Annotated in this window: 18 protein-coding genes; 10 read left to right on the forward strand and 8 right to left on the reverse strand. The window is 71.2% G+C overall.

Features of this window, described 5'->3' with window-relative positions:
* Nucleotides 1-12: 12 nt before the first annotated feature.
* The 3 genes from H4687_RS33470 to H4687_RS33480 all read left to right on the forward strand — a co-directional run bounded on the left by H4687_RS33470 (nt 13) and on the right by H4687_RS33480 (nt 4,335).
* Nucleotides 13-936: a carbohydrate ABC transporter permease gene (locus H4687_RS33470; protein ID WP_046913140.1), complete on the forward strand. Its 924-nt coding sequence runs from the start codon at nt 13-15 to the stop codon at nt 934-936.
* Nucleotides 937-944: 8 nt separating this feature from the next.
* Nucleotides 945-1,760, forward strand: a complete 816-nt coding sequence (locus tag H4687_RS33475) for a carbohydrate ABC transporter permease (protein WP_046913159.1) — start codon at nt 945-947, stop codon at nt 1,758-1,760.
* A 100-nt stretch (nt 1,761-1,860) separates the two neighbouring features.
* Nucleotides 1,861-4,335 (forward strand): CBM35 domain-containing protein, encoded by a 2,475-nt coding sequence (locus H4687_RS33480; protein WP_046913139.1) that lies wholly within the window; start codon nt 1,861-1,863, stop codon nt 4,333-4,335.
* Nucleotides 4,336-4,402: 67 nt separating this feature from the next.
* Here H4687_RS33480 and H4687_RS33485 read toward each other — a convergent pair whose 3' ends face one another.
* From H4687_RS33485 to H4687_RS33500, 4 genes are all read right to left on the reverse strand, one after another.
* On the reverse strand, nt 4,403-5,590 hold the full coding sequence (locus H4687_RS33485) for a sulfotransferase family protein (RefSeq protein ID WP_046913138.1): 1,188 nt from the start codon (nt 5,588-5,590) through the stop codon (nt 4,403-4,405).
* Between the two features lie 132 nt (nt 5,591-5,722).
* Complete coding sequence (locus H4687_RS33490) at nt 5,723-6,769, reverse strand: AI-2E family transporter (protein WP_046913137.1); 1,047 nt, start codon at nt 6,767-6,769, stop codon at nt 5,723-5,725.
* A 305-nt stretch (nt 6,770-7,074) separates the two neighbouring features.
* Nucleotides 7,075-9,126: a glycoside hydrolase family 31 protein gene (locus tag H4687_RS33495; protein WP_046913136.1), complete on the reverse strand. Its 2,052-nt coding sequence runs from the start codon at nt 9,124-9,126 to the stop codon at nt 7,075-7,077.
* A gap of 227 nt (nt 9,127-9,353) precedes the next feature.
* Nucleotides 9,354-10,364 carry a LacI family DNA-binding transcriptional regulator gene (locus tag H4687_RS33500; RefSeq protein WP_046913135.1) on the reverse strand — a complete coding sequence of 337 codons (1,011 nt, stop codon included), beginning with the start codon at nt 10,362-10,364 and terminating at the stop codon, nt 9,354-9,356.
* 456 nt (nt 10,365-10,820) lie between these two features.
* Between H4687_RS33500 and H4687_RS33505 the strand changes: the two genes are divergently transcribed.
* Nucleotides 10,821-12,761, forward strand: a complete 1,941-nt coding sequence (locus H4687_RS33505; protein WP_046913134.1) for an acyl-CoA dehydrogenase family protein — start codon at nt 10,821-10,823, stop codon at nt 12,759-12,761.
* 112 nt (nt 12,762-12,873) lie between these two features.
* Here the strand turns inward: H4687_RS33505 and H4687_RS33510 are convergent, their stop codons facing one another.
* Nucleotides 12,874-13,329: a lamin tail domain-containing protein gene (locus H4687_RS33510; protein WP_046913133.1), complete on the reverse strand. Its 456-nt coding sequence runs from the start codon at nt 13,327-13,329 to the stop codon at nt 12,874-12,876.
* A gap of 200 nt (nt 13,330-13,529) precedes the next feature.
* Here H4687_RS33510 and dxr point away from each other — a divergent pair, with 200 nt between their 5' ends.
* The 6 genes from dxr (at nt 13,530) to H4687_RS33540 (ending at nt 21,005) form a co-directional block, all read left to right on the forward strand.
* On the forward strand, nt 13,530-14,813 hold the full coding sequence (gene dxr / locus H4687_RS33515; protein WP_005479683.1) for a 1-deoxy-D-xylulose-5-phosphate reductoisomerase: 1,284 nt from the start codon (nt 13,530-13,532) through the stop codon (nt 14,811-14,813).
* Nucleotides 14,810-16,114: a M50 family metallopeptidase gene (locus H4687_RS33520; protein WP_046913132.1), complete on the forward strand. Its 1,305-nt coding sequence runs from the start codon at nt 14,810-14,812 to the stop codon at nt 16,112-16,114. Before dxr ends, H4687_RS33520 begins: the two co-directional genes overlap by 4 nt.
* Nucleotides 16,115-16,363: 249 nt before the next feature.
* Entirely contained in the window at nt 16,364-17,500 is a 1,137-nt protein-coding gene (gene ispG / locus H4687_RS33525) for a flavodoxin-dependent (E)-4-hydroxy-3-methylbut-2-enyl-diphosphate synthase (RefSeq protein WP_046913131.1), read from the forward strand.
* Between the two features lie 204 nt (nt 17,501-17,704).
* Nucleotides 17,705-18,559: a GNAT family N-acetyltransferase gene (locus tag H4687_RS33530; RefSeq protein WP_046913130.1), complete on the forward strand. Its 855-nt coding sequence runs from the start codon at nt 17,705-17,707 to the stop codon at nt 18,557-18,559.
* Nucleotides 18,560-18,677: 118 nt separating this feature from the next.
* Nucleotides 18,678-19,208: a GNAT family N-acetyltransferase gene (locus H4687_RS33535; protein ID WP_046913129.1), complete on the forward strand. Its 531-nt coding sequence runs from the start codon at nt 18,678-18,680 to the stop codon at nt 19,206-19,208.
* A gap of 90 nt (nt 19,209-19,298) precedes the next feature.
* Nucleotides 19,299-21,005 (forward strand): proline--tRNA ligase, encoded by a 1,707-nt coding sequence (locus tag H4687_RS33540; protein ID WP_046913128.1) that lies wholly within the window; start codon nt 19,299-19,301, stop codon nt 21,003-21,005.
* A gap of 251 nt (nt 21,006-21,256) precedes the next feature.
* Here the strand turns inward: H4687_RS33540 and H4687_RS33545 are convergent, their stop codons facing one another.
* The 3 genes from H4687_RS33545 to H4687_RS33555 are packed head-to-tail and all read right to left on the reverse strand — an operon-like array spanning nt 21,257 to nt 23,182.
* A complete protein-coding gene (locus tag H4687_RS33545) occupies nt 21,257-22,189 on the reverse strand; it encodes an aminoglycoside phosphotransferase family protein (RefSeq protein WP_046913127.1) in 933 nt (310 codons plus the stop codon).
* Nucleotides 22,190-22,217: 28 nt separating this feature from the next.
* Nucleotides 22,218-22,673: a ferritin-like domain-containing protein gene (locus H4687_RS33550; protein ID WP_046913126.1), complete on the reverse strand. Its 456-nt coding sequence runs from the start codon at nt 22,671-22,673 to the stop codon at nt 22,218-22,220.
* A complete protein-coding gene (locus H4687_RS33555) occupies nt 22,670-23,182 on the reverse strand; it encodes a hypothetical protein (protein ID WP_063778506.1) in 513 nt (170 codons plus the stop codon). The genes H4687_RS33550 and H4687_RS33555 overlap by 4 nt, the downstream gene beginning before the upstream one ends.
* Nucleotides 23,183-23,367 lie beyond the last annotated feature (185 nt).

Here is a 23,367-nt window from a genome sequence, read left to right on the forward strand (position 1 = left end):
CAGGGCTTTCCGATGGCGGACACGATCGTACGCACACGCAAACAGGCACCCACGAGAAGCGAACCCCGGCGGGTGGGGCGGCTGCCCCGCGCGGCCGTGCACCACCCCTGGTGGTTCGCGCTCCCCGCGATCGTCGTCTTCGCGGGCTTCTTCCTGGTGCCCAACCTGCTCAACTTCTACTACCCGTTCACCGACTGGTCCTCGTACCACCCGGACATCGCCTTCACGGGCCTCGACAACTTCACGACCATCGCCGACGACGGCACCCTCGTCCGCGCGATCCGCACGACCCTGCTCTACGCGTTGCTCGCGGCCGTCTTCCAGAACGGCTTCGGACTGGTGCTGGCGCTGCTGCTGGAGGACGACACCCGCTTCAACCGGTTCTTCCGCGCCGTCTTCTTCCTGCCGGTGCTCATCTCGGCCCTCGCCACCGGTTACGTCTTCCAGGCCCTCCTGAACCAGGACGGCGCGGTCAACTCCCTGCTGGGCACGGACATTCCGTGGCTGGGGTCGACGACCTGGACGCTCGTCGTCGTCACGCTCATCCACGGCTGGAAGTGGATGGGCCTGTCGATGCTGATCTACCTGGCGGGCCTCAAGGGCATCCCGGGCGACATGCTCGAAGCCGCCCGGATGGACGGGGCCGGGCCCTGGCGGACCTTCCGGTCGGTGCGCTGGCCGATGCTCTCCCCGGCCCTCACCTTCAACGTCACCACCGCGCTGATCGGCTCGATGAACACCTTCGACATCGTGCAGGCCACGACCGGCGGCGGGCCGGCCGCCTCCACCGAGGTCTTCAACATCTACATGTTCCGGATCTTCGGACAGGGCCTGTACGCACAGGCGTCCGCGATGAGTCTCGTCCTCTTCCTGGTCGTGGTGGCCGTCGCGATCCCGCTGGTCGTCGGACTGCGCCGAAGGGAGCAGCTGCTGTGAGCACGGTGATGTGGCGCCACGGCCGCCCGGCCCTCGTCCTGCTGCTCGCCGGACTCGCCGTCGGCGTCCCCCTGTGGCTGGTCCTCGTCACCTCCGCCAAGCCGCAGGCGGAGGCCATCGAACCCAGCCTGGACCCGCCCGCGCACTGGCAGCCCGGCGCCAACTACGACGACGCCGTCGCCCAGGGCGAGATGCTGCGCGGACTCCTCAACTCCCTGCTCGTCGTGGTCCCTTCGGTGGTCCTCGTGCTGATCCTCGGCGCGGGCGCCGCCTGGGTCTTCGCCCGCCGGAGGTCGAGGCTCGTCTCGGCGGCGTACGCGTTGTGCATCAGCGGGCTGCTGCTGCCGCCGGCGGTCATCACGATCGTGATGGAGCTGCGGCAACTGGGGCTGGCCGGCACCCGGCCGGGAATGATCGCCGTCTACACCGGGATGTACCTCTCCACGTCGATCTTCTTCATGACGGGGTTCATCCGGGCCATCCCCATGGAGCTGGAGGAAGCGGCCCGCATCGACGGGGCGAAGCCGCTGCGGATCTTCACCCGGATCGTCCTTCCCCTCCTGCGGCCCGTCATCGCCACCGCGACGATCATGGTGATGCTCTACGCCTGGAGCGACGTCTTCTACGCCTTCTTCGTCCTCGGCGGCGGCGACCGGGCCACCGTCCCGCTCAACCTCTACAAGGTCGCGAGCGCCCAGCTCTACCTCAACAACTGGCATCTCGTCTTCGCGTACGTCGTGGTGATGAGCCTGCCGATGGTCGCCGTCTTCGTCGTCGGCCAGCGAAAGATCGTGTCCGGAATCACCAGTGGAGCCGTCAAATGACCGGAGGTCCAGCAGCGTGAGCCCCCACACCGGTACGACCACCCCCATGCGATCCCGTACCAGAACCGCCTTGCTCACAGCACTACTTGGAGTCACCGCCATGGCAGGCAGCACCCTCCCCGCCACCGGAACGGCCACGGCCGCGGCAGCAGACCCGCAGCGCCTCTCCGTCGACCTCTCCGCCTCCGAGGGCCCGGTGATGCTCGGCGCCAACGGCGCGCTCTACGGGCTCAGCGACGACGGCGTACCCGGCGACGCGGCCCTCGCACCTCTGAAGATCACCAGCATCTCGCAGAAGCCGGAGGGCGGCGCCCAGCACCCCAACGGCGACGCGCTCACCGTCTCCCGGTCGTTCTTCCGCAACGGCGGCGGCGAGATCAACGTGATGATGCAGGACATCTACGCCAAGTGGCCCTACGAGGACCTCGGCATCGACGACTACCTCCCCAAGGTCGACAAGATCGTCAAGGAGGTGGCGGCCGACCCGAACAGCGACCGCTTCGTCTACATCCCGTTCAACGAACCCGACCAGATCTGGTACAAGCTCGACGTCGCCGACCAGGCGCGGTACGAGGTCAACCGCGACCGCTTCTTCCGGGACTGGAAGACGGTCTACGAGCGCATCCGCGCCGTCGACCCCGACGCGCGGATCGCCGGCCCCAACGAAGCCGCCTACCACACCCGCCTGCTCAAGGACTTCCTCGCCTTCGCCAAGCGCGAGAACGTCCTCCCCCAGGTGATGACCTGGCACGAACTGGGCTCCGGCTCCCTCCGGGACTTCCAGGCCCACTACGACGACTACCGCGCCCTGGAGCGCGCGGCCGGCATAGCCCCGTTGAAGATCAACATCGACGAGTACGCCAACCGCCGCGACCTCTCCGTCCCCGGCCAACTCGTCCAGTGGGTCTCGATGTTCGAGAGGAACAAGGTGTACGCCAACCAGGCGTACTGGGACGCGGCCGGCAACATGGACGGCAACGTCGTCCGCTCCAACATCCCCAACGGCGGCTGGTGGTTCTTCCGCTGGTACGCGGGTCTGACCGGGAACACCGTCCAGGTCACCCCGCCGCAGGCGAACACCGTCGACACCCTCCAGGGCCTCGCCTCCCTCGACACCTCCCGCCGCCAGGCGCAGGTGCTGCTCGGCGGCTCCGCCGGTGACACCGACGTCGTCGTCCGGAAGGTCCCCCGCTCCCTCTTCGGCCGCACCGTCACCGCGACCGTCGCCGAGGCCGCCTGGTCCGGCTACGAGGGTCAGCACGCGACCCCGCGCGTGCTGTCCCGTACCAAGGTGCGGATCGCGGACGACGGCACGGTGACCGTGCCCCTGCGGGGCATGCACAGGATGTCGGCCTACCGCGTCGTCCTCACCCCGGGCGGCTCCGGCACCCCGACCGCCCCGTCCGTCCCCTGGACCGCCTCCTACGAGGCCGAGGACGCCGCCATCACCGACGGCAAGGTCTACACCCAGGGCACCGTGAGCAACGCCAACGGCTACGCGGCCTCCGGCACCAAGGACGTCGGCTCGCTCAACCAGGCCGGCAGCAAGGTCGACTTCACGGTGTCGGTGCCGAAGGACGGCACGTACGACCTGGCGATCCTGTACGGCAACCAGTCCGGCGTCCCCGCCACCCAGAAGCTGACGGTCGACGACGGCGAACCGGTCACGGTCACCTACCCCTCCACCGAGAACTGGACCTACCGCGCGAAGAAGGACGTCACCGTCCACCTCACGGCCGGTACGCACCGGTTGACGCTCGCCAAGGACACCACCGAGGTCACCCTGGACCGGATCGACCTCACCGCCCGCACCGCCGAGCCCTCCGCCTCCTACGAGGCCACGCTCGCGGACATCAGCGGCAGGCCGTCGTACGACTACTCCTCGTCGAAGGGCGTCGGCACCGGCGAGCTGGTGCTGCGCGCCGGCGACCGGGCGGTCTTCGACGTGTACGCCCCCCGCGACGGCTACTACCGGGTCGTGCCCCGGGCGTCGGCGCCGGTGAAGCTCGCCCTGCACGGGCAGTCGGTGGCCGCCGTACCCGGCCGGCCGCTGCGGCTCTACCTGGTGGCGGGCAACAACCGGATCACCGCGACCGCCGGGCACACCGCCCTGCGCTCCCTCGACGTCACCGGCGCCGGCTCGACCACCGGCACCCTCGCCTACGAGGCCGCCGCGGCCACGCTCGCCGGTGGGGCCGAGCTCGTCGACTCCGCGTACGCCTCGGCCAGCTCCTACATCGGCCGGCTCGGCAACAGCGCGGACAGCACCGCCGAGTTCACGGTGAACGCCCCCACGGCCGGCCGCCACGTCCTGGTCGTCCACTACGCGCACAACGAACGCCGCGACAACGGCCACTCCTACAACACCGACATCATGTCCCGCACGGCGGACATCACGGTCGGGGCGGCCGAGCCGCGCAGGGTCACCTTCAAGAACACCTGGGGCTGGGACGACTACTGGACCGTCGGCGTCCCGGTCGACCTGAAGAAGGGCGCCAACAAGGTGACCTTCGCCAACGCCGGTGCCTGGGCGCCGAACATCGACCGGATCGAGGTGGGCCGGGTCGTCGGTTAGGCCCCACCGGACCCCGGTCACCGGTGTGCGCCGCCGGTGACCGGGGTCCGTGGCGTTCCGGGTCCTGTCAGGGCCGGTCGACCTCGGCCCGCAGCGCGTTGTACTCGGCGAACGCGGACTCCACGTCGGCCGGGGTCAGCCCGTAGCGGGCCAGGTCGTAGCGGTGGGGCCGGCTGCCCCGGGAGTGGGCGGCGGCCGCCGGGAGCCGGGCCGCGTCGGCCTCGGTCCAGCGGGCGCCGACGGCGTCGTACAGCTTCGGGGCGCCGGCGGCCGGGTCGGCGCCGAGCGAGGAGTACGGCACGTCCACCAGGGCCTCCGGGGCGATGGCGGTGCGGGCGGCGAGGCCGCGCCGGACGGAACGGCTCAGCAGGTCGAGCCAGGTGGCGCCGAGTTGACGTGGGTCGAACCGGCGCAGCGAGGTGACCATACCGACCTCGACCAGGCTGCAGAAGGACGCGACGGCGGCGGCCGGGTCGCGGTGGGTCCACACGAGCGTGGCGTCGGGGAAGACCTTGACCAGCGCGTCCAGGTTCCCGGTGTGGAAGGGGGACTTCAGGATCCAGCGGCGGCGCGGACGGCCGTACTGCAGGACCTGGAGGGCCTGCTTGAGGTGACGGTAGTCGGGTGTGAAGTCGTGCCCGAAGTGCCAGGCGTGGTAGGCCGGTATGTGTGCCTGGGCCAGCGGTACCAGGGCGTGCGGCAGGAGGAACGTGCACTCCTCCGGGCCCTCGGCGGTCATGGGGTGGATGTCACGGAAGCGCGGGCTGAGCAGATGGCTGCCGCTCAGGACGCGGCGCGCGGTCGTGATCCGCTTCTGCCGTTCCCGGGGCGACGGTTCCAGGCCGGGAGCCAGCAACTCCCACAGCAGCGGACACCGGTGGTCGTCCGAGAGGGAGAGCACCCCGTGGGTGAGCGTGCTCGCGGTGCGCGGCAGCCCGACCACGAACACCGGTTTCTCGACGGGCTCCTCCTCGATGGCCGGGTTCTCGGCGATCAGCCGCCGGAACCGGGCCCGGTTGGTGAGATGCCGGCGGACGTGTGCCTGCGCGGACTGCCAGCCGACCGGCCCGAGATCCTCGGCCTTCGCCCACTCCCGCAGCAGGAACCGGAAGTTCTCGACGAACTCCTCGTCGCCGTCCGCCCGTCCGGCCCCGGCGGCGATCCGGTCGAAGACCCGGTCCGGGTCGCGGCGGGAGCCGAGCGTGGGCCGGAGTAACAGGTTCGCCAGGGTGAGGGGCAGGGGAGTGGACGTCATCACAGGACTTCCCTTCGGTACGGACGGCCCAGGGCGGACGCCGGCCCAGGGCGGACGCCGGTCCGGGCCGGGCGCGATCCCGGCCCGGGCGAGGTGCCTCGGCGGCCGCCCGGCTGGGGCGGCCGCCGGTGATCATCCTCCCGCGCGGGCGATCTCCCGCTCCGCCGGGGGTACGGCCGGGCCCGCCCCGTCCCCGTACCGCGACCGCAGCTCCGACAGCACACCCGACACCGCCGCCGTCAGCGGCACCGCGAGGAGCATGCCGAGGATGCCGGCGATGGAGGCGCCCGCCGTGAGGGCCAGCAGGATCGCCGCCGGGTGCATCTGCACGGTCCGGCTGTGGATCATCGGCTGGAGCACGTTCCCTTCGAGGAGCTGCACCGCGAAGACCACGCCGACCGCCCACAGCGCGGTCACCAGACCCCGGTCCGCGAACGCGACGAGGATCGCCACCGCGCCCGACAGGAACGCGCCCAGATACGGGATGTACGCGCCGACGAACACGAGCGCGCCGAGGCCGACGGCACCCGGCACCTGCAGGATCAGCAGACCGACGGCGATACAGACACCGTCGATGAAGGCGATCAGCGTCGTGCCCCGCATATAGCCCTCGATCGCCCGGAACGCGCGCCGGGCCATCACCTCCAGGGTGTCACCCGAGCCGCGCGGCGCGAGCGAGTGCAGGGAGGCGACCGCCCGGTCGGAGTCGCGCAGGAAGAAGAACATCAGCAGCATCGCCAGCACGGCCGCCGCCACGAACTCGCTGACCGCGCTGACGCCGGTGAGCACCCCGGAGGCCGCGGTGCCGCCGAACTTCGGCAGCAGCTCCCTCGCGTTCTTCGCGAGGTCGTCCAGCGACGTCCCCGCGAGCCCGAACTCGTCGCTGAGCGACTTCGCCGCCTGCCTGAGCGAGGAGATGATCTGGTCACCGGTGTCGATCAGGGCGGCCACCACGATGTACGCGGCCCCGCCCATCACCACCATCACGGCGGCACAGGTGAGCCCGGCGGCCAGGGATTTGTTGAACCTCATCGCGACCAGCCGCCGGTAGAACGGGCCGAGCAGCGCGGTCCCCAGCAGCGCGATCAGCACCGGCGTGACCGCGGTCTGGAACGTCACGCAGATCCACACGCCCACGTAGACGACACCCGTCACCAGCAGCGTCAGCGCGCTCCACACGGCGATGTGCCGCGCGGGCCCCGGCAGGAAACCCCGGGGGACGCCCTCGCCCGACGGCGCGACGGCCCTCGGCGCCGCCGCGTACCCGCCGGTGGTGCGTATCGTCGTGCGTGTCCGATGGACAGGTCTGTGTGCGGGCCCGCCCCGACGGCCCTGCCGTCCCCCGCGTACTGCGCGGGGGTCTCCCGTACGGCTGTTCATCCTCCGCCATCTCCACTCGTTCAAGGGTCGCACGCACCCCTGAGGATCATGGGATGGCCGTGGCGCCATAGCGTAGACCCGGCCGGCGAACAGGCATCCGGCACCTACCCGGCGATCGGCACCGGGGCCCCGTCCCGCAGGAACACCGGAATCCGCTCCAGCGGCGCGTCCACGGTCACCGACCGGCCCCCCTCGTACGTCTCGCCGGTCCACGCGTCGGTCCACCGCGCTCCCACCGGCAGATACGTCGTCCAGCGGGTCACCCCCGCCTCCAGCACCGGCGCGACCAGCACGTCCCGCCCGAACAGGTAGGCGTCGTCCACCGACCAGGCCCGCTCGTCACCGGGGAACTCCAGGAACAGCGGCCGCATCACCGGCAGCCCCTCCTCGTGGGCCTCCCGCATGACGCGCAGCACATACGGCTTCAGGCGCTCCCGCAGCCGCAGGAAGTCCTCCAGGATCGCCCCGGCCTCCTCCCCGTACGACCACACCTCGTTGGGCCCTCCGGTCATGGCCGGCCCCAGCGGCATGCCGGGCTCACGGAACCCGTGCAGCCGCATCAGCGGCGAGAACGCGCCGAACTGGAACCAGCGCACCATCACCTCGCGGTACGCCGGATCGTCCGGGTCGCCGCCGTGGAAGCCGCCGATGTCGGTGTTCCACCAGGGGATGCCGGACAGCGCGGTGTTGAGGCCCGCCGCGATCTGCCGGCGCAGCGTGGCGAAGTCCGTGCCGATGTCACCGGACCACAGCGCGGCCCCCCACCGCTGACTGCCCGCCCACGCCGAACGGTTGAGGGAGACGATCTCCTCCTCACCCGACGCCCGCAGCCCCTCGTAGAAGGTACGGGCGATCTCGGCCGGGTAGATGTTGCCGACCTCCAGGCCGGGACCCGCCCAGTAGCGCAGGTTCTCCTGGAAGCCCGGCTTGATCTCCGGCTCGCAGGCGTCCAGCCAGAACGCCTTGATGCCGTACGGCTCCAGGTAGTTCTCCTTCACCCGCGACCACACGAACTGCCGGGCCTCGGGGTTCGTCGCGTCGTAGAAGGCGACCTGGACCGTCGAGGCGACCTCCTTGTCCGGCCAGTCGGCGTGCGCCATCGGGCCGTACTGGGTGCCGATGAAGTAGCCGCGCTGTTCCATCAGGTGATGGTTCTCGCTCAGCGGCGAGACCGACGGCCACACGGACACCACCAGCCTGATGCCCAGCTCCTCCAGCTCCCGGACCATGGCCCCGGGGTCGGGCCACTCGGCCGGGTCGAACTTCCACTCGCCGAGGTGCGTCCAGTGGAAGAAGTCGCACACGATGACGTCGATGGGCAGGCCCCGCCGCTTGTACTCCCGTGCCACGGCGAGGAGTTCGTCCTGCGTGCGGTAGCGCAGCTTGCACTGCCAGAACCCGGCCGCCCACTCCGGCAGCATCGGCGTGCGGCCCGTCGCCGCGCTGTAGCGGCGCTGCGCGTCGGCCGGGTCGCCCGCGGTGATCCAGTAGTCGAGCTGCCGGGCCGAGTCGGCGACCCACCGGGTGCCGTTGCCGGCCAGCTCGACGCGGCCGATCGCCGGGTTGTTCCACAGCAGGGTGTAGCCGCGGCTGGAGGTGAGCACCGGGATGCCGACCTCGGCGTTGCGCTGCACCAGGTCGAGCACCAGCCCCTTCTGGTCCAGCCGCCCGTGCTGGTGCTGACCGAGGCCGTACAGCTTCTCGTCGTCGTACGCGGCGAAGCGCTGCTCCAGGCGGTGGTGGCCGTTGCCGACGGCGGTGTAGAGGCGCGGGCCGGGCCACCAGAAGTGCGCGCGGGCCTCCGACAGCAGTTCGGCGCCGTCGGCGGTGCGCGAGTACCGGATCAGGCCCTCGGCGTCGACCTCGACGGTGAGCGCGCCGACGGTCAGCCGCCCGAGCCCGTCCTCGATCTTGACGCTGCTCTCGGTGCTCTCCGCCACGTCGAGCAGGGCGCCCGGCAGCCCGTCGAGGATGGGGCCGCCCAGGCGGGCGCGGACCCGGACCGCGTCCGGGCCCCAGGGCTCTATCCGCAGGGTCTCCTGGCGTCCGCTCCACTCCAGGGCCCCGTCCCGCTCACGGAACGTGCCGACGGTGGGGGAGGACTGGGCGAGGCTGACCGCACCCGTCGGGGTCTGGTTCTCGGCAGGCTGATTCACGAGAGGTCTCCTGGAAGGGAGGAGGAGGTCAGGGAGGAGGAGGGAGGAGGTCAGGGAGGAGGGGACCGTACGGCGGCTGCCGTACGGCGCTTACGTGCGGCGGTCAGCGGACGGCCGTCCGGCGCCCGTCATCCGTCATCCGTCGGCGTCGGCGTCGGCGTCGGGTCGGCGTCCGGGTCCGGGGGCCGGCCCGCGCCGGCGTACGACACGGGTGCGGCCCGTGCCGGTCAACCGGCGGTCAGCGGCCCCGTGCTCGCGCGGATGGTCAACTCGGGTGCGAGGAGCACCACTTCGTCGGTGTCCCGGCCCTCCAGCTTGGCGATCAGCTGTTCCACGGCCCGGCGGCCCATCTCCTGGGCGGGGATGGCGACGGAGGTGAGCCGTACCGAGGCCTGCACGGCGACCTGGTCGGGGCAGACCGCGATCACCGAGACGTCCTCGGGGACCGCGCGCCCCTGCTGCCGCAGCAGCGCGAGCAGCGGCTCCACCGCGGACTCGTTCTGCACGACGATCCCGGTGGTGCCCGGCCGCTCGTCGAAGATCCGGGCCAGGGTCGCGGCCATCGCGTCGTAGCCGCCCTCACAGGGGCGGTGCAGCACGCGCAGACCCAGCTCCCGCGCCCGGGACCGGAGTCCGTCGAGGGTGCGTTCGGCGAAACCGGTGTGCCGTTCGTACACCGCCGGCGCCTCGCCGACGACCGCGATGTCGCGGTGGCCGAGCATCGCCAGATGCTCCACGCACAGCGCGCCCGTGGCGCCGAAGTCCAGGTCGACGCAGGTCAGCCCGCTGGTGTCGGCCGGCAGTCCGATGAGTACCGATGGCTGATCCGTGCCGCGCAGCAGCGGCAGCCGCTCGTCGTCCAGCTCCACGTCCATCAGGATCATCGCGTCGGCGAGCCCGCTGCCGGTGACGCGGCGCACCGCGTCGGGGCCCTCCTCGCCGGTGAGCAGCAGCACGTCGTAGCCGTAGGTGCGGGCCGTGGTGGCCACCGCGATGGCGATCTCCATCATCACCGGGACGTACATGTCGGTGCGCAGCGGGACCATCAGGGCGACGATGTTCGACCTGCTGCTCGCCAGGGCGCGGGCCCCCGCGTTCGGGTGGTAGCCGAGCTCCTGGATGCTCCGCTCGACCCGCTGCCGGGTGCCGGCGGAGATGGACCGCTTGCCGCTGAGGACATAGCTCACTGTGCTCGCCGAGACTCCGGCGTGCTGGGCGACCTCGGCGAGGGTGACCATCCAGCTCTCCAAGCGTGTTTAAGCGCTTCGACAGCGCAGTGTTGCTGAACCAGGGCGAGTGAGGGTGGCACGACAGTAGCTCGGCGCCGGATGGGTGTCCATAGGTTGTCGAAGCGCTTCGATTATTCGCCCGGGCAGGGGAGGGAGTGGTGGGGGTGAGGCGGGTGCGGCCGCGGGTTCGTGGGGTTCTCGCGCGGTCCCCCGCGCCCCTTGAGGCACTCTCGGCCACAGTCTAGAACTCGTCGCCGCGCCCGGGCGGCCGTACCGCGCACGCGCGGGCGCATCCGGCCGGTGCGGGCCGCCGGGGCGTGCGCGGGCCGGCGGAAGCGGCCGAGCACACACGCGAGGGGTGGCGGGCTCATCCCGAATCGGGTACCAACGATCGAGTAGCACCCATCGGTAACCATTCAGGTACCCATCCGGTACGAGATCCCGATTCGCGGCGAGGTGAGCCTCATGTCCGCCCCACCCCTCAAGAAGCCCGTCGTCACAGAACGTGAGGCCCGCCAGGTGGCGGAGGCCGCCCGGGAGCAGGCCTGGCGCAAGCCCAGCTTCGCCAAGGAACTGTTCCTCGGCCGGTTCCGCCTCGACCTCATCCACCCCCATCCGCTGCCCACGGACGAGGCCGTCCGGCGCGGCGAGCAGTTCCTGACCAAGCTCCGCGCCTTCTGCGAGACGAAGGTCGACGGCGCCCTGATCGAGCGCGAGGCCCGGATCCCCGACGAGGTCATCGACGGCCTCAAGGAACTCGGCGCCCTCGGCATGAAGATCGACCCCAAGTACGGCGGTCTCGGCCTCACCCAGGTGTACTACAACAAGGCGCTGGCCCTGGTGGGTTCGGCCAGCCCGGCCATCGGCGTCCTGCTCTCGGCGCATCAGTCGATCGGCGTACCGCAGCCGCTGAAGCTGTTCGGCACCCCCGAACAGAAGGAGAAGTTCCTGCCGCGCTGTGCCCGCACCGACATCAGCGCCTTCCTCCTCACCGAGCCGGACGTCGGCTCCGACCCGGCCCGCCTCGCCACCACCGCGGTGCCCGACGGGGACGACTACCTCCTCGACGGCGTGAAGCTCTGGACGACGAACGGCGTGGTCGCCGACCTCCTCGTCGTCATGGCGCGGGTGCCGAAGTCCGACGGACACAAGGGCGGCATCACCGCCTTCGTGGTGGAGACCGACTCGCCCGGCGTCACCGTCGAGAACCGCAACGCCTTCATGGGCCTGCGCGGCATCGAGAACGGCGTCACCCGCCTGCACCAGGTCCGGGTCCCCGCCGCCCACCGCATCGGCCCCGAGGGTGCCGGCCTGAAGATCGCGCTCACCACCCTCAACACCGGCCGGCTCTCGCTCCCGGCGTCCTGCGTGGCCGCCGGCAAGTGGTGCCTGAAGATCGCCCGCGAGTGGTCGGCGGCCCGTGAGCAGTGGGGCAAGCCGGTCGCCCACCACGAGGCTGTCGGGCAGAAGATCTCCTTCATCGCCGCCACCACCTTCGCCCTCGAAGCGGTGCTGGACCTCTCCTCGCAGATGGCCGACGAGGACCGCAACGACATCCGTATCGAGGGCGCCCTCGCGAAACTCTTCGCCTCCGAGATGGGCTGGAAGATCGCCGACGAGCTGGTCCAGATCCGCGGCGGCCGGGGCTTCGAGACCGCCGACTCCCTCCGGGCGCGCGGCGAACGGGCCGTCCCCGCCGAGCAGATCCTGCGCGACCTGCGCATCAACCGGATCTTCGAGGGCTCCACGGAGATCATGCACCTGCTGATCGCCCGCGAGGCCGTCGACGCCCACCTCACCGTCGCCGGCGACCTGATCGACCCGGAGAAGTCCCTCTCCGACAAGGCGAAGGCCGGCGCGAACGCGGGCGTCTTCTACGCCAAGTGGCTGCCCAAGCTGGTCGCGGGCCCGGGTCAACTCCCGCGCACGTACGGCGACTTCCATCCGGCGGGCCACCCCGACCTCTCCACGCACCTGCGCTACGTCGAACGCAACGCCCGCAAGCTCGCCCGCTCCACCTTCTACGCCATGTCCCGCTGGCAGGGCCGGATGGAGACCAAGCAGGGCTTCCTGGGCCGGATCGTCGACATCGGCGCGGAACTCTTCGCCATGAGCGCGGCCGTCGTCCGCGCCGAACTGCTCCGCAGCCAGGGCGACCACGGCCGTGAGGCCTACCAGCTCGCCGACGTCTTCTGCCGCCAGTCCCGCATCCGCGTCGAGGAACTCTTCGGCCGCCTGTGGAGCAACACCGACGACCTCGACCGCAAGGTGGTCAAGGGCGTCCTAGGCGGTGCCTACGAGTGGCTGGAGCAGGGTGTGATCGACCCCTCCGGCGAGGGCCCCTGGATCGCGGAGGCGACTCCCGGCCCGAGCGGGAAGGAGAACGTCCACCGTCGCATCGGCTGAGCCCGGGTGGCACCCCCTGAAGACAGGCCCGCAGGGCCGTCTTCAGGGGCGCGGGGAACTGCGCGACCAGCCACGGCGGACCCGCGATCGAGAACGCGGCGCCCGCGCAGCGTCAGCAGTACTTGTCGCTGGCGTCGCGCGTGGTCCACGAGCAGGAGTCCACCTTCGCCCCGCTCGCCTTCAGCAGCTTCGCCGTGTCGCTGGTGTTGTTCCAGACATAGGCCTTGCGGTTCTGGTACTTGGTCGCGGTGGTGTCCGTACCCGACCCGGTGCGGATCTTGATGTACTTCTTCGCCCCGATCTTGATGTTCGGGAACGTGTACTTGTGGTTGTCGAGGTCCTTCAGCACCCAGCCCTTCAGCGAGATCGCCGACGAGCTCGTGTTCTTGATCTGCACCCACTCTGCGTTGTACTGCGCGTTGGTCCGCGTGTCCTTGCCCGGACTGTCGAAGTACACGCGGTGGATGACCACACCCCCGGCGGCCTCCGCCGGGCTGCTCAGCAGGGTGCCGGTCAGGGCCACCGCTCCGGCGAGCGCGGGCACGGCGGCGCGTATGCGCTTACGCATGAATCCCCCCAGGATCCTTGTTCATACGTTCGTGATCGGCTGATACGACAATCGGATCAGCAAGGGAGAAGTCATATCACCCCGCCTTCACGCGTGCTTCACAAACGGAGAAATGCGCTCGTCAACCGCACACGGCACGAAGTGGGTCATCAAGGGGGCGCGCGGTCCTGCCGGACACCGGATGCGGCCACAATGGGGGGATGAGCGACAGTCCAGCCCCTCTCGCCGATCCGCATCTCGTCTTCGACCCGGTCGACGGCGCACGGGACGTAGTGATCCTCGGATCGACCGGCTCGATCGGCACCCAGGCCATCGACCTCGTCCTGCGCAACCCGGACCGCTTCCGCGTCACCGGGCTCTCGGCCGCCGGAGGGCGGGTGCAGCTGCTGGCCGAACAGGCGCACCGGCTGCGTGTGCGGACCGTCGCCGTCGCCCGCGAGGACGTCGTACCGGCACTGCGCGAGGCCCTGGCCGCCGCCTACGGCGCCGGGGAGACCCTCCCCGAGATCCTGGCCGGCCCGGACGCGGCCACGGCCCTGGCTTCCTCCGACTGCCACACCGTGCTGAACGGCATCACCGGCTCCATCGGCCTCGCCCCGACCCTCGCCGCCCTGGAGGCGGGCCGCACCCTCGCGCTCGCCAACAAGGAGTCGCTCATCGTCGGCGGCCCACTGGTGAAGGCGGTGGCGAAGCCCGGCCAGATCATCCCGGTCGACTCCGAGCACGCCGCCCTCTTCCAGGCCCTCGCCTCCGGCACCCGGGCCGACGTGCGCAAGCTCGTCGTCACCGCCTCCGGCGGCCCGTTCCGGGGCCGTACGAAGGCCGAGCTGGCCGACGTGACACCCGCCGACGCCCTCGCCCACCCCACCTGGGCCATGGGCCCGGTCATCACCGTGAACTCCGCGACCCTCGTCAACAAGGGCCTGGAGGTCATCGAGGCGCACCTCCTCTACGACATTCCCTTCGACCGCATTGAGGTCGTCGTGCACCCCCAGTCGTATGTCCACTCGATGGTTGAGTTCACGGACGGATCGACGATGGCCCAGGCGACGCCCCCCGACATGCGCGGGCCCATCGCCATCGGCCTCGGCTGGCCGCAGCGCGTCCCGGACGCCGCGCCCGCCTTCGACTGGACCAAGGCGTCCAGCTGGGAGTTCTTCCCCCTCGACAACGACGCGTTCCCGTCGGTCGGGCTCGCCCGCCACGTGGGACAGCTCGCGGGCACCGCCCCGGCGGTGTTCAATGCGGCGAACGAGGAGTGCGTCGACGCGTTCCTGCACGGGGGTCTCCGGTTCGACGCGATCATGGAGACCGTCACACGGGTGGTGGCGGAGCACGGCACCCCCGCCTCGGGAACTTCCCTGACGGTGGCGGACGTCCTCGAAGCGGAGACCTGGGCGCGTGCCCGGGCCCGCGAACTGACCACCTCGACCACCTCGACCGGCAAACCCACCGAGCGGACGACCGCGGAGGCCCGTGCATGACGACCCTGATGTTCATCCTCGGCATAGTGGTCTTCGTGATCGGCCTGGCGTTCTCGATCGCGTGGCACGAGCTGGGCCACTTCTCGACCGCCAAACTCTTCGGCGTCCGCGTGCCCCAGTTCATGGTGGGCTTCGGCCCGACCATCTGGTCGAAGAAGAGGGGCGAGACCGAGTACGGCGTCAAGGCGATCCCGCTCGGCGGCTACATCCGCATGATCGGCATGATCCCGCCCGGTCCGGACGGCCGCATCGAGAGCCGCTCGACCTCCCCGTGGCGCGTCATGATCGAGGACGCCCGCGCGGCCTCCTTCGAGGAGCTCCAGCCCGGCGACGAGGACCGTCTCTTCTACCGGCGCAAGCCGTGGAAGCGCGTCATCGTGATGTTCGCCGGGCCCTTCATGAACCTGATCCTGGCCTTCGTGATCTTCCTCGGCGTGATGATGACCTTCGGCGCCCAGACCTCGACGACCACGGTCAGCAAGGTCTCGGACTGCGTCATCTCCGCCAGTGAGAACCGCTCGAAGTGCAAGGACGGCGACAAGGAGGCCCCCGCCAAGGCGGCGGGCCTGAAGCCCGGCGACAGGATCGTCGCCTTCGACGGCACCCCCGTCGAGGACTGGTCCGCCCTGCAGGCCGACATCCGCGACAACCCCGGCAAGCAGGTCACGCTCACCGTGGACCGGGGCGGCGAGAAGGTCGACCTGACCCCCACCCTCATCAAGAACCAGGTCAGCCAGACCGACGGCCAGGGCGGCTACGTCAAGGACAAGTACGTGTACGCCGGCTGGCTCGGCTTCACCCCCGCCTCCGACATCCTCCCGCTCTCCTTCGGCCAGTCCGTCGACCGCATGGGCGACATGATGGAGAACGGCGTCGAGTCCCTGCTCTCCCTGCCCGCCAAGGTCCCCGCCCTGTGGGACGCCACCTTCGGCGACGGCGAGCGCGCGGCGGACTCACCCATGGGCGTGGTCGGCGCGGCCCGCGTCGGCGGCGAGATCTTCACCATGGACATCCCCGCCACCCAGCAGCTCGCCAGCTTCCTGATCCTGCTGGCCGGCTTCAACCTCTCCCTGTTCCTGTTCAACATGCTCCCGCTGCTCCCGCTCGACGGCGGGCACATCGCGGGCGCCCTGTGGGAGTCGCTGCGCCGGAACACGGCCAAGGTGCTGCGCCGGCCCGACCCCGGCCCGTTCGACGTGGCCAAGCTGATGCCCGTCGCGTACGTGGTGGCCGGCATCTTCGTCTGCTTCACGCTGCTCGTACTGATCGCGGACCTCGTGAACCCGGTGCGCATCTCCTAGTCACCCGCGGTTCACGGCGGCCGGGCACACTCACGCGGTGGGCCCGGCCGCCGTCGTTCGCGCACGAACCGGCCACCCGCGCCCGAACACCGAGGCGAGCATCCCCAACGGGTGGGTTTACGGACCGTGATGTGCTCGGGTCGATGCCGGTGCCGTAATCTCGAAGCCCGGAGCCCGCGCGTACCGGGACCCGATCCTGATCCACAACTTGGGGTTGCACAGCAGATGACTACTGCGATTTCTCTCGGCATGCCGTCCGTTCCGACCAAGCTCGCCGAGCGCCGCAAGAGCCGGCAGATCCAGGTCGGGTCCGTGGCGGTCGGTGGAGACGCCCCGGTCTCGGTCCAGTCGATGACCACCACGCGTACGTCGGACATCGGCGCCACGCTGCAGCAGATCGCCGAGCTGACGGCGTCCGGCTGCCAGATCGTCCGCGTCGCCTGCCCCACGCAGGACGACGCCGACGCCCTCGCGGTGATCGCCCGCAAGTCGCAGATCCCGGTGATCGCGGACATCCACTTCCAGCCGAAGTACGTCTTCGCCGCGATCGAGGCCGGCTGCGCCGCCGTCCGCGTCAACCCGGGCAACATCAAGCAGTTCGACGACAAGGTCAAGGAGATCGCCCAGGCGGCGAACGACCACGGCACCCCGATCCGGATCGGCGTCAACGCCGGCTCCCTCGACCGCCGCCTCCTGCAGAAGTACGGCAAGGCCACCCCCGAGGCGCTGGTCGAGTCCGCCCTCTGGGAGGCCTCCCTCTTCGAGGAGCACGGCTTCCGGGACATCAAGATCTCGGTCAAGCACAACGACCCGGTCGTCATGGTCAACGCCTACCGCCAGCTCGCCGCCCAGTGCGACTACCCCCTCCACCTCGGCGTCACCGAGGCCGGGCCCGCCTTCCAGGGCACCATCAAGTCGGCCGTCGCCTTCGGCGCGCTGCTCTCCGAGGGCATCGGCGACACCATCCGCGTCTCCCTCTCGGCCCCGCCGGTCGAGGAGATCAAGGTCGGCAACCAGATCCTGGAGTCGCTGAACCTGAAGCCCCGCCGCCTCGAAATCGTCTCCTGCCCCTCCTGCGGCCGCGCCCAGGTCGACGTCTACAAGCTCGCCGAAGAGGTCACCGCCGGCCTCACCGGCATGGAGGTCCCCCTCCGCGTCGCCGTCATGGGCTGTGTCGTCAACGGCCCCGGCGAGGCCCGCGAGGCCGACCTCGGCGTCGCCTCCGGCAACGGCAAGGGGCAGATCTTCGTCAAGGGCGAGGTCATCAAGACCGTCCCCGAGTCCAAGATCGTCGAGACCCTCATCGAAGAGGCGATGAAGATCGCCGAGCAGATGGAGGCGGACGGCATCACCTCGGGCGAGCCGACGGTGGCGGTGGCGGGCTGAGGCCGTTGCCCCTGGAGGACAGGCCGCAGGCCGTCCTCCAGGGGCGCGGGGAACTGCGCGACAAGCCACGACGTGCCCGCACCCCGCCAACGCACAGGAGCCCCCGAGCCGTGAGGCGCCCGGCCCAGCGGCGCAGCCACGCCGCACAGCCCGGCAGGGTATCGTGCCAAGACCAGCGCAGACCCCAGGGTGAGGCCCCCGCACGTGTTGACCCAGACCACCACCAGGGTCCTCGAACCGAGTGACCTGGACGCCGCACTCGCCGTCCTGGACCGAGACCCCGTCGCGAACGCCTTCGTGACGTCCCGCGTCCAGGTCGCCGGCCTGGATCCCTGGCGGCTCGGCGGCGAGATGTGGGGCTGGTACGAGGACGGTGCCCTCACCTCCCTCTGCTACGCCGGCGCCAACCTCGTCCCCATCTGCGCCACCCCCCGCGCCGTGCGCGCCTTCGCCGACCGAGCCCGCCGGGCCGGGCGCCGCTGCTCCTCGGTCGTCGGCCCCGCCGAACCCACCGCCCAGCTCTGGCGGCTGCTCGAACCCAGCTGGGGTCCGGCCCGCGAGGTCCGCTCCCACCAGCCCCTCATGGTCACCGACCGGCTCGCCGACCCCGCCGAGGTCGTCCCCGACCCGTACGTCCGCCGCATCCGCAAGGACGAGATGGACACGATCATGCCGGCGTGCGTCGCGATGTTCACCGAGGAGGTCGGCGTCTCCCCGCTGGCCGGCGACGGCGGCCTCCTCTACCAGGCGCGGGTCGCCGAACTCGTGGGCTCCGGCCGCTCCTTCGCGCGCCTCGCCCCCGACGGCCGCGTCCTGTTCAAGGCCGAGATCGGCGCGGCGACGCCCCGCGCCTGCCAGATCCAGGGTGTCTGGGTGGCCCCCGAGTTCCGCGGCCAGGGCCTGGCCGCCCCCGGCATGGCAGCGGTGCTCCGCTACGCCCTGGCCGACGTCGCCCCCCTGGTCAGCCTGTACGTCAACGACTTCAACACGGCGGCGCGGCGCACGTACCAGCGGGTGGGCTTCCAAGAGGTCGGCGCGTTCATGAGCGTCCTGTTCTGAGAAGCCGGGCCCCGTAAGGGCGCGGGGCTGTGTCGATGCGCGGCTCCCCGCGTGGGCGGACCAGCCACATCCGGCCCGCACCCGGCACACGATCGGTACCCCCCTGTACAGTCCCCGCATGGACCTCGTCATCGGCCCCTTGGACCTCTCCGCCCACGTAGACGAGGCACTGGCCGTCCAAGCGATCGCCTTCGGACTCGGCCCCGACGAGGTGGCGGTCCGCCGCCAGATCGTCCTGCGCCACATGACGTACCCCGGCGCCCGTGCCCTCGGCGCCACCACCGCCGGACGGCTCGTCGGCTTCGTCTACGGCATGCCCAACGACCGCGCCCACTGGTGGTCCACCGTCGTCGAGCCCTACCTCCGCGCCCTCCACCACGACCACTGGCTCGACGACGCGTTCGTGATCACCGAACTTCACGTGCACCCCCGCCACCAGAATCGAGGCGTCGGCCGGGCCCTCATCACCACCATCACCGACAGCGCGGCCGAACCCCGCTCGATCCTCTCCGCGATCGACGTCGACAGCCCGGCCCGCGGCCTCTACCACTCCCTCGGCTACACCGACCTCGCCCGCCAGGTCGTCTTCCCCAGCGCCCCCAGGCCGTACGCGGTGATGGGCGCCCCTCTGCCCCTGCGCCGCAGGTAACGCCGTCCCCGCCCCGGTGGATTTCCACGGGCCCGCCCACCCCCGCTAACCTCCTGCCATCACCCGATCCGCAGCAGGAGTACGAGAATCATGGCGAACCCACCGGTCCAGCGCATGTCCCAGTTGATGGCGAAGACGCTGCGCGACGACCCGGCGGACGCCGAGGTGCTCAGCCACAAGCTCCTCGTCCGCGCCGGATACGTCCGCCGCACGGCGGCCGGGGTGTGGACCTGGCTGCCGCTCGGCAAGAAGGTCCTCGCCAACGTGGAGCGCATCGTCCGCGAGGAGATGGACGCGATCGGCGCCCAGGAGGTCCTGCTCCCCGCCCTGCTGCCGAAGGAGCCCTACGAGGCGACCGGCCGCTGGGACGAGTACGGCCCCGAGCTGTTCCGTCTCAAGGACCGCAAGGGCGGCGACTACCTCCTCGGCCCCACCCACGAGGAGATCTTCACGCTGATCGTGAAGGACCAGGCGTCCTCCTACAAGGACCTGCCGGTGATCCTCTACCAGATCCAGACGAAGTTCCGCGACGAGGCCCGCCCCCGCGCCGGCATCCTGCGCGGCCGTGAGTTCCTGATGAAGGACTCGTACTCCTTCGACACCGAGGACGAGGGGCTCGCCCGGTCGTACGCCCTGCACCGCCAGGCGTACCAGAAGGTGTTCGAGCGTCTGGGTCTCGACTACCGCATCTGCGCCGCCACGGCGGGCGCGATGGGCGGCTCCAAGTCGGAGGAGTTCCTGGCCCCGGCCGGCGCCGGCGAGGACACCTTCGCGGACTGCCCCGCCTGCGACTTCGCCGCCAACACCGAGGCGATCACGTTCGAGCTGAAGCCGGTGGACGCCGAGGGTGTGGCCGCCCTCGAAGAGATCCCGACACCCGACACCCCGACCATCGAGACCCTCGCCGCCCACCTCGGTGTCGAGGCCTCCGCCACCCTCAAGAACCTCCTCGTGAAGGTCGACGGCGAGATCGTCGCCGTCGGTGTCCCCGGCGACCGCGAGGTCGACATGGGCAAGGTCGAGGCGCACTTCGCCCCGGCGGTCGTCGAGATGGTCACCGAGGCGGACTTCGCGGGCCGCCCCGATCTGGTCCGCGGCTACGTCGGCCCGCAGGGCCTCGGCGAGAAGGTCACCTACATCGCCGACCCGCGCGTCGCGCCGGGGACCGCCTGGATCACCGGCGCCAACAAGCCGGGCACCCACGCGAAGAACGTCGTCGCGGGCCGTGACTTCGAGGTCGGCGCGTACGTCGACGTCGTGGTCGTCCAGGAGGGCGACCCCTGCCCGAACTGCGGCACCGGCCTCAAGCTGGACCGCGCCATCGAGATCGGCCACATCTTCCAGCTGGGCCGCAAGTACGCCGACGCCCTCAAGCTCGACGTCCTCGGTCAGCACGGCAAGCCCGTCCGGGTCACCATGGGCTCGTACGGCATCGGCGTCTCCCGCGCGGTCGCCGCCCTCGCCGAGCAGTCCGCCGACGACAAGGGCCTGTGCTGGCCCGCCGAGGTCGCCCCGGCCGACGTCCACGTGGTCGCCGCGGGCAAGGCCCTCCAGACCGAACTGGCCCTCGACGTCTCCGAGAAGCTGCGGGCCGCCGGCCTCCGCGTCCTGGTCGACGACCGGGCCGGTGTCTCCCCGGGTGTGAAGTTCACCGACTCCGAGCTGATCGGTGTGCCGAAGATCCTGGTCGCCGGCCGCCGCTCCGCCGAGGGCGTCCTGGAGCTGAAGGACCGCCGCACCGGTGAGCGCGAGGAGCTGACGGTCGACGAGGCGATCGCCCGCCTGACCGCCGCCTAGAGGACGCGCCGAGCATCCTCCGGGCGGGACCCGTAGGTCCCCCACAGGTTGCTTTCGGACCGTTCCCCGACCGCAGGGCGTGACAGACGTCTCTCCGGCCGGGGAACGGCCATGACGACCGGTGAACGCGCCCCGGTGGTCGGCCCGCGGGCCTCCTGGCCGGCAGGGGGCGGGGCGAACTGCGCGACCCGCCACGAACGACCCTCACCGTCCGAACGCCCCGCGACCGATCGGCTCACCGTCCGAACAGGTCAGAGCCACCCGGCGAACTCGAGCAGCAACTCCGCGTCCCTCGGCCGCCCCACGCGCAGCGCCCGTACCCCGGACTCCACGGCCCGGAACAGCGTCCACCCCCGCAACCGCTCCTGATCCACGTCCAACGACTCGGCCAGTTTCCTGACCCGCCGCCGCGTGATCGCCGCCCCCGACGGCGACGCGATCAGATCCTCCACCCGGTCCCGCACCAGGCGGGCGAGATCGAAGGCACACTCACCCACCACCGGGTCCGGCCCCACCGCCAGCCACGGCAACCGCTCCCCGGCCAGCACCTTGCTCTGCCGGAACGTCCCGTGCAGCAACCGCTCCTCGGGCGCGTCCGCGAGCAACTCCGCCCGCACGGCGAGGGCCGCGTCGACCAGGGCGCCGGTCTCCCCGTCACCGGCGGAGCCGGACCGCATCAGCTCGGCCTGCCGCCCCGTCCGCCCCGCCACGGTCTCGAAGACATGCGCCCCGGGCGGCTCGACCCACAGCCGCCGCAAGGTCGCCGCCGCCTCCAGCAACGCCTTCGCCTCGGGCAGCGACCGCACCGACAGATCGGGACGCAGCCGCTCCAGCAGCAGCAGACCGTGCCCGTTCCCGGGGTCGAGCAACCGCACCGCGCCCCGCCCGTCCCAGTGCGCGAGGGCCGCCCGCTCGCTCTCCGGCCGGGCCCGCTCGGGCGCCACCTTGAGCACGGCGGGGGTGCCGTCGATCAGCCGTACGAGGACCACGAGACTGCTGCGGCCACCGGGAGCCTGTACCCGCTCGACGGTCAACTCGCGTAGATCGACGGCCTGTTGCAGCACTTCGGGGAGGTTTTCCAGCCATGCGCCGATCCCGTCGCCGCCGTCCGGCCGCCGGGTCTCGGCCAGCGCTCGCACCAGCCGCTGCGGCGGTTCGAAGTCCTCGAAAGCCCTGCGCGCCATGTGCGAGTCGTTCCCTTCCGGACCGTGATCAGGAGTGCGGTGCGGCCGACGGACCCGCGGCGGCCGTCCGCTCGGCCAGACCAGGGAAGGCTACGCTCGCGCCCCGCCACCGCACCGCCCGCACCGCCGCTTCCCGCAGTGCCTCGGCCGCGGCGCTCCGCCGGTCGCCCTCGGATGCCCGGACGAGGTCGGAGTACACACCGGCCACCCGCTCCTCCAGCTCGGCGGCGAGCCGTTCGGCGGAGCCGGAATCGGTCACCTGGAAGGGCAGCGCGTATCCGGCCGCCGCCACGGCGGGCTCGCCGCCCAGGTCCCGCACCGCCCGGATGAGCTGGTCCCGGCGGGCCCGGTGCGCGTCGTAGGCCTTCCGCGCCTCGCTCTGCCGCGCCTCACCGATCTTCCCGCCGACGACGCCGTACCCGTACACCGCCGCGTGCTCGGCCCCGAGCGCCGCCTGGACCGCCTTCAGCTCCCCGTCGCTCACTTCGCACCCTCCGTCAGCATGTACGCGTGCCCGGCCCCCGCCGCCGCCACGGAAGCCATCAGCCGCGCCACCTCGCCCGGCACCTCCAGCAACGCCCTGGCCCGCCGGTCGGCGAGCTTCCGCTCGGCGGCGGCCAGCCCGGCGAGGGCGGCCCCGGGGTCCTCGGGCACGGGCGAGGGGGACGCCGACGCGGAGGGCGAGCCGGAAGCAGAGGCGGACGGAGAAGCGGAGGCCTTGTCCGTGCCCGCCTTCCCGGCACCCGCCGCCTTTCCGTCCCCGAACGCCTTGGCGTGCCGGACGACCTCCGCCCGCAGGGGTGTCAGCAGCGCCGCCAGATCGGGATGCGCGGCGACGACGGCGTCGTACCGCTCGACGAGCGCCTCGCTGTCCCGGGCGACACGTGCGCGTGCCCGCTCCACGGCCGACGGACCGCCCCCGGCGACGTCCGACCCCTCACCTCCGGACGAGCACCCCGCGAGCAGGCCCGCACCGGCGGCCCCGACGAGCAAACTCCTTCTGCGCGGCCCCGACAGGGCACGCGACGGCAGGCTGAACGACACAGCAGACGTCCTAGGGAGGTCGTACGAACAAAGAAGCGGTGCGATCACGGTACCCGCGCATGTGATCCAAGGTCGCCACCAGCGCGCCCCAAAGGGGGACGGGGAACCGCGCGGCGGGCCGCACCCCATCCGCG

Origin of the sequence: Streptomyces stelliscabiei, assembly GCF_014873495.1 — a bacterium.
In the GTDB taxonomy this organism is placed as follows: domain Bacteria; phylum Actinomycetota; class Actinomycetes; order Streptomycetales; family Streptomycetaceae; genus Streptomyces; species Streptomyces bottropensis.

Coding starts and splice junctions, on each gene's coding strand:
- H4687_RS33470 (WP_046913140.1), top strand. CDS start 13: ATGGCGGACACGATCGTACGCACACGCAAACAGGCACCCACGAGAAGC.
- H4687_RS33475 (WP_046913159.1), top strand. CDS start 945: ATGTGGCGCCACGGCCGCCCGGCCCTCGTCCTGCTGCTCGCCGGACTC.
- H4687_RS33480 (WP_046913139.1), top strand. CDS start 1,861: ATGGCAGGCAGCACCCTCCCCGCCACCGGAACGGCCACGGCCGCGGCA.
- H4687_RS33485 (WP_046913138.1), bottom strand. CDS start 5,590: ATGACGTCCACTCCCCTGCCCCTCACCCTGGCGAACCTGTTACTCCGG.
- H4687_RS33500 (WP_046913135.1), bottom strand. CDS start 10,364: ATGGTCACCCTCGCCGAGGTCGCCCAGCACGCCGGAGTCTCGGCGAGC.
- H4687_RS33505 (WP_046913134.1), top strand. CDS start 10,821: ATGTCCGCCCCACCCCTCAAGAAGCCCGTCGTCACAGAACGTGAGGCC.
- H4687_RS33510 (WP_046913133.1), bottom strand. CDS start 13,329: ATGCGTAAGCGCATACGCGCCGCCGTGCCCGCGCTCGCCGGAGCGGTG.
- dxr (WP_005479683.1), top strand. CDS start 13,530: ATGAGCGACAGTCCAGCCCCTCTCGCCGATCCGCATCTCGTCTTCGAC.
- H4687_RS33520 (WP_046913132.1), top strand. CDS start 14,810: ATGACGACCCTGATGTTCATCCTCGGCATAGTGGTCTTCGTGATCGGC.
- ispG (WP_046913131.1), top strand. CDS start 16,364: ATGCCGTCCGTTCCGACCAAGCTCGCCGAGCGCCGCAAGAGCCGGCAG.
- H4687_RS33535 (WP_046913129.1), top strand. CDS start 18,678: ATGGACCTCGTCATCGGCCCCTTGGACCTCTCCGCCCACGTAGACGAG.
- H4687_RS33540 (WP_046913128.1), top strand. CDS start 19,299: ATGGCGAACCCACCGGTCCAGCGCATGTCCCAGTTGATGGCGAAGACG.
- H4687_RS33545 (WP_046913127.1), bottom strand. CDS start 22,189: ATGGCGCGCAGGGCTTTCGAGGACTTCGAACCGCCGCAGCGGCTGGTG.